General features: G+C 61.3%; 12 protein-coding genes. 5 read left to right on the forward strand and 7 right to left on the reverse strand.

Features of this window, described 5'->3' with window-relative positions:
• Positions 1 to 31 precede the first annotated feature (31 nt).
• The 5 genes from ACM6I0_RS12365 (at position 32) to ACM6I0_RS12385 (ending at position 4,809) form a co-directional block, all read left to right on the forward strand.
• Positions 32 to 925, forward strand: a complete 894-nt coding sequence (locus ACM6I0_RS12365; protein ID WP_414922391.1) for an SMP-30/gluconolactonase/LRE family protein — start codon at positions 32 to 34, stop codon at positions 923 to 925.
• A gap of 64 nt (positions 926 to 989) precedes the next feature.
• On the forward strand, positions 990 to 1,961 hold the full coding sequence (locus tag ACM6I0_RS12370; RefSeq protein WP_285431247.1) for a TRAP transporter substrate-binding protein: 972 nt from the start codon (positions 990 to 992) through the stop codon (positions 1,959 to 1,961).
• Positions 1,962 to 2,039: 78 nt separating this feature from the next.
• Complete coding sequence (locus ACM6I0_RS12375) at positions 2,040 to 2,567, forward strand: TRAP transporter small permease (protein ID WP_285431245.1); 528 nt, start codon at positions 2,040 to 2,042, stop codon at positions 2,565 to 2,567.
• Complete coding sequence (locus ACM6I0_RS12380) at positions 2,568 to 3,848, forward strand: TRAP transporter large permease (RefSeq protein ID WP_090184782.1); 1,281 nt, start codon at positions 2,568 to 2,570, stop codon at positions 3,846 to 3,848. It abuts the gene before it with no gap.
• 76 nt (positions 3,849 to 3,924) lie between these two features.
• The gene (locus ACM6I0_RS12385; protein ID WP_285431243.1) at positions 3,925 to 4,809 is read left to right on the forward strand and encodes an aldose 1-epimerase; all 885 of its coding nucleotides are present in this window, start codon (positions 3,925 to 3,927) and stop codon (positions 4,807 to 4,809) included.
• Here ACM6I0_RS12385 and ACM6I0_RS12390 read toward each other — a convergent pair.
• From ACM6I0_RS12390 to ACM6I0_RS12420, 7 genes are all read right to left on the reverse strand, one after another.
• Complete coding sequence (locus tag ACM6I0_RS12390) at positions 4,794 to 6,521, reverse strand: NahK/ErcS family hybrid sensor histidine kinase/response regulator (protein ID WP_414922392.1); 1,728 nt, start codon at positions 6,519 to 6,521, stop codon at positions 4,794 to 4,796. The two genes, ACM6I0_RS12385 and ACM6I0_RS12390, sit on opposite strands and share 16 nt — an antisense overlap.
• The gene (gene ercA, locus ACM6I0_RS12395) at positions 6,505 to 7,668 is read right to left on the reverse strand and encodes an alcohol dehydrogenase-like regulatory protein ErcA (RefSeq protein ID WP_222587129.1); all 1,164 of its coding nucleotides are present in this window, start codon (positions 7,666 to 7,668) and stop codon (positions 6,505 to 6,507) included. The genes ACM6I0_RS12390 and ercA overlap by 17 nt, the downstream gene beginning before the upstream one ends.
• A 235-nt stretch (positions 7,669 to 7,903) precedes the next feature.
• Complete coding sequence (gene pqqE, locus ACM6I0_RS12400) at positions 7,904 to 9,037, reverse strand: pyrroloquinoline quinone biosynthesis protein PqqE (RefSeq protein WP_414922393.1); 1,134 nt, start codon at positions 9,035 to 9,037, stop codon at positions 7,904 to 7,906.
• Entirely contained in the window at positions 9,034 to 9,786 is a 753-nt protein-coding gene (pqqC, locus tag ACM6I0_RS12405; protein WP_285431237.1) for a pyrroloquinoline-quinone synthase PqqC, read from the reverse strand. Before pqqC ends, pqqE begins: the two co-directional genes overlap by 4 nt.
• Before the next feature lie 143 nt (positions 9,787 to 9,929).
• The gene (gene pqqB, locus ACM6I0_RS12410) at positions 9,930 to 10,844 is read right to left on the reverse strand and encodes a pyrroloquinoline quinone biosynthesis protein PqqB (RefSeq protein WP_414922394.1); all 915 of its coding nucleotides are present in this window, start codon (positions 10,842 to 10,844) and stop codon (positions 9,930 to 9,932) included.
• Between the two features lie 53 nt (positions 10,845 to 10,897).
• Positions 10,898 to 10,969: a pyrroloquinoline quinone precursor peptide PqqA gene (gene pqqA, locus ACM6I0_RS12415; protein ID WP_081499480.1), complete on the reverse strand. Its 72-nt coding sequence runs from the start codon at positions 10,967 to 10,969 to the stop codon at positions 10,898 to 10,900.
• 259 nt (positions 10,970 to 11,228) lie between these two features.
• Entirely contained in the window at positions 11,229 to 12,749 is a 1,521-nt protein-coding gene (locus tag ACM6I0_RS12420; protein ID WP_414922395.1) for an aldehyde dehydrogenase family protein, read from the reverse strand.
• Positions 12,750 to 12,814 lie beyond the last annotated feature (65 nt).

Below are 12,814 nucleotides of genomic sequence, written 5' to 3' on the forward strand. Positions count from 1 at the left end.
CCACCGCAAAAACCCAAGGGAATGAGTTGCCATGCAAGCCGAATTGATTGTCGATGCCCGTAACGCCGTCGGTGAAAGCCCGGTCTGGGTCCCCGAGGAAAATGCCCTGTACTGGGTTGATATTCCTGCTGGCGGGCTGCAGCGCTGGAGCGCCGAAACCGGTCATGTTCACGCCTGGACCGCGCCGGAAATGCTTGCCTGTATCACCCGTCACAGCGACGGCAGCTGGGTGGCCGGCATGGAAAGCGGCTTCTTTCATTTGCACCCGCACAACGATGGCAGCCTCGACAGTGAACGGCTGGCGCACGTCGACCACGCTCGCACGGACATGCGCCTGAACGACGGGCGCTGTGATCGCCAGGGCCGATTCTGGGCCGGCAGCATGGTGTTGAACATGGGCGCCAATGCCGCCGAGGGCACGCTGTACCGCTACAGCAATGGCCAGCGCGGGCCGCTCGCGCCGCAACTCTCTGGGTTCATCGTGCCCAACGGTCTGGGTTTCAGCCCCGACGGCCGCACGATGTACCTGTCCGACTCCCATCCCTTGGTCCAGCAAATCTGGGCCTTTGATTACGACATCGACAGTGGCACGCCATCGAACCGGCGGCTGTTCGTCGACATGAATCAGTTCCCAGGGCGCCCCGACGGCGCCGCGGTGGATGCCGAAGGCTGCTATTGGATTTGCGCCAACGACGCGGGACTGATTCACCGTTTCACCCCGGATGGCCGACTCGACCGTTCCCTCGCCGTCCCCGTGAAAAAACCCACCATGTGCGCCTTCGGTGGCAGTCGACTGGACACGCTGTTCGTGACCTCGATCCGCCCCGGCGACGACCAGGATCAACACTCATTGGCCGGTGGGGTGTTCGCCCTCAATCCCGGCGTCAAAGGTTTACCGGAACCGCTTTTCAACGCTTTACCTTGACCGTTCGTGCTGCACCGCTGCGCCTTGAATACAAAAAAAATAACAATACTGGAGACACCCCCCCATGGACTTCAAACGCACCTTGCTCGCCGCTGCACTCCCCCTGGCCTTCTCCCTCAGCAGTGCCGTCCAGGCACTGGAAATCAAATTCGCCGATATCCACCCCGCTGGTTACCCCACCGTCGTGGCCGAAGAGCAACTGGGCAAAACCCTGGTCGCCGACAGCAACGGCAAGCTGACCTTCAAGATGTTCGCCGGCGGTGTGCTCGGCTCGGAAAAGGAAGTGATTGAACAGGCGCAGGTCGGCGCCATTCAAATGGCCCGGGTCAGCCTCGGCATCGTCGGGCCGGTAGTGCCGGACGTGAACGTGTTCAACATGCCGTTCGTGTTTCGCGATCAGGCGCACATGCGCAAAGTCATCGACGGTGAGGTCGGCGACGAGATCCTCGACAAGATCACCCAATCCGAATTCAACCTGGTCGCCCTGGCCTGGATGGACGGCGGCACGCGCAACATCTACACCAAGAAACCGGTGCGCAAACTCGAAGACCTCAAGGGCATGAAGATCCGCGTACAAGGCAACCCGATGTTCATCGAGACCATCAACGCCATGGGCGGCAACGGCATTGCGATGGACACCGGCGAAATCTTCAGCGCCTTGCAGACCGGGGTGATCGACGGCGCGGAAAACAACCCGCCGACACTGCTCGAACACAACCATTACCAGAACGCCAAGTTCTACAGCCTGACCGGGCATTTGATCCTGCCCGAGCCGATCGTGATGTCGAAAATCACCTGGGACAAACTCACCCCCGAGCAGCAGGTGCTGGTGAAGAAAACCGCCAAAGCCGCACAGGCCCAGGAACGCATCTTGTGGGATGCCAAATCGGCCAGCAGTGAGGAAAAACTCAAGGCGGCCGGTGTCGAGTTCATCACCGTCGACAAGAAACCTTTCTATGAGGCCACCGCCTCGATCCGCGAGAAGTACGGCGCGCCTTACGCCGACTTGATCAAGCGCATCGAAGCCGTTCAGTAACCCTCCCTGCACTCATGAAAGGCCCGGCGCCGCCGACGTTGGTGTACGTCTGCGCGCGCCCGGTTACGGTGGAACCCGATGAAGAATCTGCTGCTGCGCATCAATGACACGCTTTACATGACCTGTATCTGGGTCGCCGGACTCTCCGTCCTGGCCATTGCATTAATCATCCCCTGGGGCGTCTTCGCCCGTTACGTACTCGGCACCGGCTCAAGCTGGCCGGAGCCCACCGCGATTTTGCTGATGATGTTGTTCACCTTCATCGGCGCCGCCGCCAGTTACCGCGCCGGGGCACACATGGCGGTGGCGATGCTCACCGACCGCATGGCCCCGCCAATGCGCAAGGCGTTAAGCGTTTTTTCCCAACTGTTGATGGCGACCATTTGCCTGTTCATGGCGATCTGGGGCACCAAGCTGTGCCTGTCCACCTGGAACCAGTTCATGAGCGCCATGCCGACGTTGCGCGTCGGCATCACGTACATGCCGATCCCGATTGGCGGCGTGCTGACGCTGGTGTTTGTGCTGGAAAAACTCCTGCTCGGTGACCAGAGCAACCGTCGGGTCGTGCGTTTCGACCTGGTTGAAGAAAGCGAAGGGGCTGCCTGAATGGACGCGTTGATTCTGTTGGGCAGTTTTATTGCGTTGATCCTGATCGGCATGCCGGTCGCCTATGCACTGGGGCTTTCCGCCCTGATCGGTGCCTGGTGGATCGACATCCCGTTCCAGGCACTGATGATTCAAGTCGCCGGTGGCGTGAACAAATTTTCCCTGTTGGCGATTCCGTTCTTCGTCCTGGCGGGCGCGATCATGGCCGAGGGCGGCATGTCCCGTCGGCTGGTGGCGTTCGCCGGGGTACTGGTCGGGTTTGTCCGTGGCGGCTTGTCGCTGGTCAATATCATGGCCTCGACCTTTTTCGGCGCGATCTCCGGCTCCTCGGTGGCAGACACCGCGTCAGTCGGCTCGGTGCTGATTCCGGAAATGGAACGTCGCGGCTATCCAAGGGAATTCGCCACCGCCGTGACCGTCAGTGGCTCGGTACAAGCCCTGCTGACCCCGCCAAGCCACAACTCGGTGCTCTACTCGCTGGCCGCCGGCGGCACGGTATCGATCGCCTCGCTGTTCATGGCCGGCGTGGTGCCGGGCCTGTTGATGAGCGCGTGCCTGATGGTGCTGTGCCTGATCTTCGCGAAAAAGCGCAACTACCCCAAGGGCGAAGTCATTCCCCTGCGCGAAGCCCTGAAGATCTGCGGCGAAGCGATGTGGGGCCTGATGGCGATGGTCATCATCCTCGGCGGCATTTTGTCGGGGATCTTCACCGCCACTGAATCGGCGGCGATTGCGGTGCTGTGGTCGTTCTTCGTGACCATGTTCATCTACCGCGACTACAAGTGGAGCGAGCTGCCGAAACTGATGCACCGCACCGTGCGAACCATCTCGATCGTGATGATCTTGATCGGCTTCGCGGCGAGCTTCGGCTACATCATGACCCTGATGCAGATCCCATCGAAAATCACCACGATGTTCCTGACCCTGTCGGACAACCGTTACGTGATCCTGATGTGCATCAACGTCATGCTGCTGTTGCTCGGCACCGTAATGGACATGGCGCCGCTGATCCTGATCCTGACGCCGATCCTGATGCCGGTGATTCTCGGCATCGGCGTGGACCCGGTGCAGTTCGGCATGATCATGCTGGTGAACCTGGGGATTGGTTTGATTACGCCGCCGGTGGGCGCGGTGCTGTTCGTGGGGTCGGCGGTGGGTAAAGTCAGCATCGAAAAAACCGTGAAGGCGCTGCTGCCGTTCTACGGCGTGCTGTTTCTGGTGCTGCTGGCCGTGACCTACATTCCGGCACTGTCGCTGTGGTTGCCGCATCTGGTGTTGTGATAAAGGTGCCCCTCGGTAAAACGAGGGGCACACACCTGCCGTATCCGCCGTGTCCTTCCATCAGAGCTCAACCGATATGACGCCAGACCTTCTCGAACTCGAAGACGAATTCACCCGCCTCACCCTCGCCCCTGAACTCGGCGGCAGCCTCGTCAACTGGACGATTCGCAGCACCGGGCAGCCGTTGTTACGGCACAACGACAACCAGGCGCTGAACACCGGCCTGCCGGGGAAGCTCGGTTGCTACCCTTTGGTGCCGTGGTCGAACCGCATCGCACACGGGGGTTTCGACTGCCCTGATGGCTGGCTTGCCCTGACACCCAACAGCCTCACCGATCCGCTGCCGATTCACGGCAGCGCCTGGCAACAACCGTGGCAGGTGGTCTCGCAGACGCAGAACGAAGTGGTGCTGCAACTCGACAGCTCGACGCCATTCGCTTATCGCGCCCGGCAACGGTTTCACTTGAGCGAGGGCCGATTGAGCATCGATCTGCAAGTCACTCACCTGGCTGAACACGCAGCGTGGCATGGGCTCGGGCTACATCCCTACTTTCCGCGCACCGCGAACACCCGGCTAAAGGCCAAGGCTGAGCAAGTCTGGTTATGCGATGAGGCGAGACTGCCGACAGCGCGGGTCGAACGGCCCGCCGAGTGGGACTTCGATCAACTCAATGCCCTGCCGGCCACGCTGGTCGACAACGGTTTCTGCGCATGGGACGGCCATTGCCTGATCCAGCAACCCGACTTGGGTTACGAACTGGATTGCCAGGCCAGCGGCAGCGACACCTACCTGCTCTACTGCCCGCCGGGCCTTGGTTTTTTCTGCATCGAACCGGTGAGCCACCCGGTCAACGCACACCACCTGCCCGGACGGCCAGGCTTGCGTCTGCTGGAAAAAGGCCAATCCGGCGAACTCGGATTCAGCCTGCACTATCGGCCGCTCGACTACCCGAGCATCTGACTCAGCACCGCGCGCAACTTGCCGGGTTTCACCGGTTTGTTCAGCAGCGGCGCATCGAGTCGTTGCAGCGCGCGCCGGCACTGGTCGGTGCGGTCGGCCGTGATGATCACCGCCGGAATCGACTCGCTGTAATGCTCACGCAAATGCCGCACCACGTCAGAGCCGACTACCCCGTGATCGAGGTGGTAATCCGCCAGAATCAACTCCGGCGCCCGTCCCTTCAAGGCGGCCAGCGCCGAGGATTCATCCGTCGCCGTGACCACCTCGCAGCCCCACTGCCCGAGCAATGCGCTCATGCTTTCAAGGATGCTCACTTCGTTGTCCAGCACCAGCAGGCGCCGGCCCGGCAACGGATTCCCCGCGCCAGGCTGCGGGGCCGCCAGACTGATCGGCAACGGAATCTCATGGGAAATCGGCACGTCGATGCTGAACATCGAACCGCGCCCCGGCCGCGAATGAACACCGATTTTATAACCCAGGATCTTGGCGATTCGTTCGACGATGGCCAGCCCCAATCCGACGCCTTTGCGGTCGGCGGCGCGGCCGACATCGAGTTGATTGAATTCCAGGAAGATCGAATCGAGCCGGTCCGCGGCGATCCCGCGCCCGGTGTCCCAGACTTCCAGGCGCAGCATGTCCCCGCGCCGTCTGGCACCCAGCAGAATGCTGCCCTCATCGGTATAACGGCAGGCATTGCTGAGGAAGTTGCGCAGGATGCGCGTCATCAGGCGCAAGTCGGTGTGAATGGCGTAATCGCCCATGTGCACCCGCAGGTTCAATCCGGCGGCCTCGGCCACTGACTGAAACTCCGAGACCAGCGGCGCGAGTAATTCGTCGAGGCGGTACAGCGCGACATCCGGTTTGACGGCCGCCTGGTCGAGCCGGGAGATGTCCAGCAAATCGGTGAGCAAATCCTCTGCCCCTTCCAGGGCCTGGTGCGTTCGCTCCACCAACACTTGCTCGACCTCCGGCAACTTGCGCTCGCGCAAGGTCGAGATCAGCAAGCGCGCAGCGTTGAGCGGTTGCAGCAGGTCATGACTGGCGGCGGCGAGGTATTTGTCCTTGCTGCGATTGGCGGCCTCGGCGGCGTCCCGGGCATCGCGCAAGGCCTCTGCGATCTGTTTACGCTGGGTGATCTGTTGTTGCAGGTTGCGGTTGGCTTCCAGCAATTCGTCGGTACGCGAAGTGACGCGCTGCTCCAGTTCGTCATTGAGTTGCTGCAGGCGTTGCTGGGCGAGTTTGCGTTCGGTGATATCGGCGACAAAGCCTTCCACCAGCCCTTCTTGATCGGGTTTGAGCAGCAGGTTCATCAGCACGTCGAGGCTGCTGCCGTCCTTGCGCCGCAGTTGGGTTTCATAGCCGTGCAGGCTGCCCTGATGCCGGAGGATTTCGCCGATGTTGGCCAGCTCCTTGGCGCCGCCGACAAACAGGTTGCTCGCCAGGTCCGCCAGGGAAAACAGCACCTCTTGCGGGTCCTGATAACCGAGCATCCGCGCCAGCGCCGGGTTGGCGGCGCGCATGCCTTGCAGCAGGCTCGCCTGAAAGATGCCGTGCACGGCGTTTTCGAACAGCCACTTGTAGCGATTGCGCTCCGCTTCCAGCTCGTCCAGCCGTGCTGCAAGCTCCGGGTAATGGCTCTTGCGCGCCGAGTGGCTGCCTAATCCCAATAACCCGGCGAGCGCCCGTTGCTGCTCGTCAGAGGGCTTCGCCATAGACGACCTCGACATCACGCTGACTGGATTGACGCGGGTTGGTGAGGATGCACGGGTCGTCCATGGCGTGTTGCGAAAGGAACGGAATGTCGGCGGTGCTGACCCCGTGCAAGCCCAGGGTTTCATGGAAACCGATGGCGTGCTTGAGCGCGATCAGGTGTTCGACCAGACGTCCGCAAATCTGCCGGTGATTGAGGCCACGGCAATCGATGCCAAACGTCTCGGCGATCACTTTGAAGCGATCCGGCGCCGAGCTGTAATTGAACGCCACCACGTGTTCCACCAGTACCGCGTTGCACAAGCCATGCGGCAAATCGAGGAACCCGCCCAGGCTGTGGGACATGGCGTGCACCGCGCCGAGGATCGCGTTGGAGAACGCCAGCCCGGCCTGCATGCTGCCAAGCATGATTTTCTCGCGCAGGGCGATGTCCCCCGGGTTGGCGATCATCTGCACCAGATTGCCGTTGATCAGGCGCATCGCTTCCAGCGCATGCGGGTCGGTCAGCGGCCCGTGCCCGGTGGAAACGAAGGCTTCGATGGCATGCACCAAGGCGTCGATGCCAGTACAGGCCGACAGGAACGGGTCCATGCTCAGGGTGGTTTCCGGGTCGATCAGCGAAACGTCTGGCACCACGGCCTTGCTGACGATCGAGAATTTCATGCGTTCTTGCTGATTGGAAATGATCACGAATTGCGAGACATCCGCCGAGGTGCCGGCGGTGGTCGGGATCAGGATCAGCGGTGGGCTGGGCACTCGGATGGTATCGACGCCCTCGAACTCAAGGATGCTGCGCCCGTGGGCGACGACGATGCCGATACCTTTGCCGCAATCCATCGGACTGCCGCCACCGACGGCGACGATCACGTCGCAGTGGTTTTCCTTGTACAGCTCGGCACCGAGCATGACTTCTTCGACCCTTGGGTTGGGGGATACGTCGCTATAAACAAAGTATTCAATACCCTGGGCCTGCAGGCTGGCTTCGACATCGGCGACCCAACCGGCGGCAATCACCCCGGGGTCGCTGACCACCAGCACCTTGCGCGCACCAAAGGTCTTGGCGCAGTTGCCGACGTTGTGCCGGCAGCCGGCACCAAAGATGATTTCAGGCGAAACGAATTTACGCAGCTGGCTGAGACTCTGGCTCATTGGAAAGCCTGTTTTTATTGTTTTGGAAGGTAGAACCCACACTACCCCATCCCGACACGAATGCAATCAGACCAATGGGTAGAAATCGCCGTGGTATACCCAAGTTCTCCACCGCTGAAGATCCCTGTGGGAGCGAGCTTGCTCGCGATAGCGGACTGCCAGTCAAAAGATATGTTGTCTGACACTCAGCTATCGCGAGCAAGCTCGCTCCCACAAGGGATTCGTGTTTGGTGGTTTATCCGCGATAGATCAACCGCGAAGCCTTCTCGTTGCGCAACGTCAGGTGTTCCATGCCCTGCCCAGGCGCGTCGGCTTCATCGCGGGCCTTGAGGATGACGCCATGGTGCGCCGACTTGCTGCACACCGGGTCGGCATTTTCGGCATCGCCGGTCAGCATGAACGCCTGGCAACGGCAGCCGCCCAGGTCTTTATGTTTTTCATCGCAGGAGCGGCACGGCTCCTTCATCCAGTCATCGCCACGAAAGCGGTTGAAACCGAAGGACTCGGTCCAGATGTGCGAAATGCTGTGCTCGCGTACGTTGGGAAACTCTACCGGCAGCTGCCGCGCACTGTGGCACGGCAGCGCCGTGCCGTCCGGGGTGATGTCGAGAAACAGGTTGGCCCAGCCATTCATGCAGGTCTTGGGGCGTTCTTCGTAGTAGTCGGGCGTCACGAAGATCAGTTTGCAGGGATGCCCTTGGGCCTCAAGCCGTTCGCGGTACTCGTTGGTGATGCGCTCGGCACGCTGCAATTGTTCGCGGGTCGGCAACAGGCCAACACGGTTGAGCTCGGCCCAGCCGTAGAACTGGCACGTGGCCAATTCGACGAAGTCAGCCTCCAGCTCCAGGCACAGGTCGATGATCTGCGCGATCTGGTCGATGTTGTGCCGATGGGTAACGAAGTTCAGCACCATCGGATAGCCCTGGGCTTTCACCGCCCGGGCCATGGCCAGTTTCTGCGCGAAGGCCTTGCGCGAGCCAGCCAGCATGTTGTTGACCTGCTCGTCGGCGGCTTGAAAGCTGATCTGGATGTGGTCAAGCCCGGCAACTTTGAAATCGCGGACCTTCTGTTCCGTCAGGCCAATGCCCGAGGTGATGAGGTTGGTGTAGTAGCCCATATCCCGCGCGGCCTTGATCAGCTCGGCCAGGTCCTGGCGCACCAGCGGCTCGCCGCCGGAAAAACCCAACTGCGCGGCGCCCATCTCCCGGGCTTCGCGAAATACCCGAATCCACTCTTCGGTGCTTAATTCTTCACCCTGCTGGGCGAAATCCAGCGGGTTGGAGCAATACGGGCATTGCAGCGGGCAGCGATAAGTCAGCTCCGCCAACAGCCAGAGCGGCGGACCGGGTGGCGTCACGATCGGGTTCACAGCGCGATCCCCCGGTGCCAGACGTTCTCGGTGGTGACGGTGTGATACGGCGGGCGTTCCAGCTCGTAGGCCATGCTCATCGCGTCGAGCATGCTCCACAGCACGTCGAGCTTGAACTGCAAAATCTCCAGCATGCGCTGCTGGCCTTCGACCGTGACGTAGTGCGCCAGGGTAATGCGCAAGCCATGCTCGACATCGCGCCGCGCCTGACTCAGGCGTGTGCGGAAATAGTCATAGCCGGCCGGGTCGATCCAGGGGTAATGCGTGGGCCAGGCGTCGAGGCGGGACTGGTGAATGTGCGGCGCGAACAGTTCAGTGAGTGAACTGCTGGCGGCTTCCTGCCAGCAGGCGCGACGGGCGAAATTGACGTAGGCGTCCACGGCGAACCGCACACCAGGCAGCACCAGTTCCTGAGAGAGGATTTGCTCGCGGTCCAACCCCACCGCTTCCCCCAGGCGCAGCCAGGCTTCGATGCCGCCTTCGCTGCCGGGCGCGCCGTCATGGTCGAGGATGCGTTGCAGCCATTCACGGCGCACGTCGCGGTCGGGGCAATTGGCGAGAATCGCGGCATCCTTGAGCGGGATGTTCACTTGGTAATAGAAGCGATTGGCGACCCAGCCCTGAATCTGCGCGCGCGTGGCGCGGCCGGCGTACATGGCTTGGTGGAAGGGGTGATGGATGTGGTAATAGGCGCCTTTGGCGCGCAGGGCCTGTTCGAATTCGGCGGGGGTCATGGGGGTGTTAGTCATTGCGGTTCTCCTGGAAGCGCTGCGGTGTCTGGTCTGGCCCCATCGCGAGCAGGCTCGCTCCCACAGGAGTCCGGGTCGTACCCGATTTTCTGTGCTAAGCAGGTCCACTGTGGGAGTGAGCCTGCTCGCGATGGGGTCAGCCGCTACAGCTCAATACTCATGCCGTCATAAGCCACTTCAATCCCCCGCCGCTCCAGCAACGCGCGCTCGGCCGAGTCTTCATCGAGGATCGGATTGGTGTTGTTGATGTGGATCAGCACCTTGCGCTGGCGGGGAAAACCCTCAAGGAGCTCAAGCATTCCGCCAGGACCGCTTTGCGCCATATGGCCCATTTCACTGCCCAGGCTCTGGCCGACTTCGTTCACGCGCATCTCGTCGTCGCGCCACAGCGTGCCGTCCAGCAACAGGCAATCGGCGCGTTGCATCCAGCTCAGTACTTCGTCATCAATCTGCCCAAGACCCGGGGCATAGAACACGCTGGCGCCATTGCGCCGGTCTTCGATAAATAAACCAATGGTGTCGCCCGGCTGCGGATTGCCGCGATTGGGCGAATACGGCGGTGCGTTGCTGACCAAGGGAATCGCACGAAATTGCAGGTGTGCACAGGCCGCGATGGTGAACGGTTCGCGGTCCAGCCCGATGGGTTGCCACTGCAAGCCACCGTTCCAGTGCTTGAGCATGGGGAACAAGGGAAAGCCGCTGCTCAGGTCTTGATGCACCCGCTCGGTGCACCACACGTCATGCGGGCACCCTTCGCGCAGGCTCAACAGGCCGGTGCAATGGTCGATCTGACTGTCGATCAGCACCACCCCGGCAATCGCCGTATCACGCAAGCGGCGAGCCGGTTGCAGGGGCGCGAAACTTTCAAGTTGCGCGCGAATGTCAGGTGAAGCGTTGCACAGCACCCACTCCACACCGTTGTCGCTCAGGGCAATCGAGGACTGCGTGCGCCGTTGCGCGCGCAGGCTCCCATTGCGCACACCGGCGCACTGACGACAGTTGCAGTTCCATTGCGGAAAACCGCCACCGGCGGCAGAACCGAGAACGCGGATGTGCATGGCAGGCTCCAGAAAGCAGGCCCGGCCAACCCATTAGCTGGCCGGGTGATCAATCAACGGTTGGCGAAATACATCGTCACTTCGAAGCCAATGCGCAGATCGGTAAACGCGGGTTTATGCCACATGGGTCAATCCTCTTCTTGTGCCGGTCAATTCCGGTAAAGCCATTAATGCACGGGGCGCCAAGTGACCGAATGCTACTTTGGAACGAGGCGGCGGCGTGCGTTGGTAGGGGGTATACGGCAGTCTTGAACACACCCGAAAACCAATGTGGGAGCGAGCTTGCTCGCGATGGCGGTGTATCAGTCAACGGAGATGTCGACTGTACTGGCCTCATCGCGAGCAAGCTCGCTCCCACAGGTTCTTCAGTGTTCTTGCGCAGGGTTAGAAGAACCCCATCGGATTGATGTCGTAGCTCACCAGCAGGTTTTTGGTCTGCTGGTAATGGTCGAGCATCATCTTGTGGTTTTCACGGCCGACACCGGATTTCTTGTAGCCACCAAACGCGGCGTGGGCCGGGTACAGGTGGTAGCAGTTGGTCCAGACACGCCCGGCCTTGATCGCCCGACCCATGCGGTAGGCGCGGTTGATATCGCGGGTCCACAGGCCGGCACCGAGGCCGAACTCGCTGTCGTTGGCAATCGCCAGGGCTTCGGCTTCGTCCTTGAAGGTGGTGATCCCCACCACCGGGCCGAAGATTTCTTCCTGGAACACACGCATTTTGTTGTGACCCTTGAGCAGCGTCGGCTGGATGTAATAGCCGCTGGACAAGTCACCTTCAAGACGCTCGGCCGCGCCACCGGTGAGCAGCTCGGCGCCCTCTTCCTGGGCAATTTTGAGGTACGAGAGGATTTTGTCGTATTGCTGCTCGGACGCCTGGGCGCCGACCATGGTTTCAGTGTCCAGCGGGTTGCCGCGCTTGATCTTGACGATCTTCTGCATCACCACTTTCATGAAGTCGTCATAGATCGACTCCTGCACCAGCGCCCGGGACGGACAGGTGCAGACTTCGCCCTGGTTGAAGAACGCCAGCACCAGACCTTCTGCGGCTTTCTCGATGAACTGCGGCTCGGCGTTCATGATGTCTTCGAAGAAGATGTTCGGCGACTTGCCGCCCAGCTCGACGGTGCTTGGAATGATGTTCTCGGCGGCGCAATGCATGATGTGCGCACCGACCGGGGTGGAACCGGTGAACGCAATCTTGGCGATGCGTTTGCTGGTGGCCAGGGCTTCACCGGCTTCGCGACCGAAGCCCTGGACGATGTTCAGCACGCCAGCCGGCAGCAAGTCGGCGATCAGCTCGGCGAAGACCATGATCGACAGCGGCGTCTGCTCGGCAGGCTTGAGCACCACACAGTTGCCGGCGGCCAGGGCCGGGGCGAGTTTCCACGCGGCCATCAGCAGCGGGAAGTTCCACGGAATGATCTGCCCGACCACGCCCAATGGCTCGTGGAAGTGATAGGCCGTGGTCAGTTCGTTGATTTCAGCGGCGCCGCCTTCCTGGGCGCGGATGCAACCGGCGAAGTAACGGAAATGGTCGGCGGCCAGCGGCACGTCGGCGTTGAGGGTTTCGCGCACGGCCTTGCCGTTGTCCCAGGTTTCGGTGACGGCGAGGATTTCCAGGTTTTGCTCGATGCGGTCGGCGATTTTCAGCAGCACCAGCGAGCGGTCCTGCGCCGAGGTCTTGCCCCAGACGTCTGCGGCAGCGTGCGCAGCGTCGAGGGCTTTGTCGATGTCGGCGGCGCTGGAGCGCGGGAATTCGGCGATCACTTCACCGGTGACCGGCGAGGTGTTGGTGAAATACTCGCCATTGACCGGGGCAACGAATTCGCCGCCGATGAAATTGCCGTAGCGCGGCTTGAAGGTCACGACGGCGCCAGGTGTTCCAGGTTGTGCGTAGATCATGGTGAGCCTCTGTCTGGGTCGATGCCTGTCGGCAAACAGGCGATGAACCGATAGTAGAGAGCCCC

The organism is Pseudomonas sp. IT-P294, from assembly GCF_949767865.1.
GTDB lineage: Bacteria > Pseudomonadota > Gammaproteobacteria > Pseudomonadales > Pseudomonadaceae > Aquipseudomonas.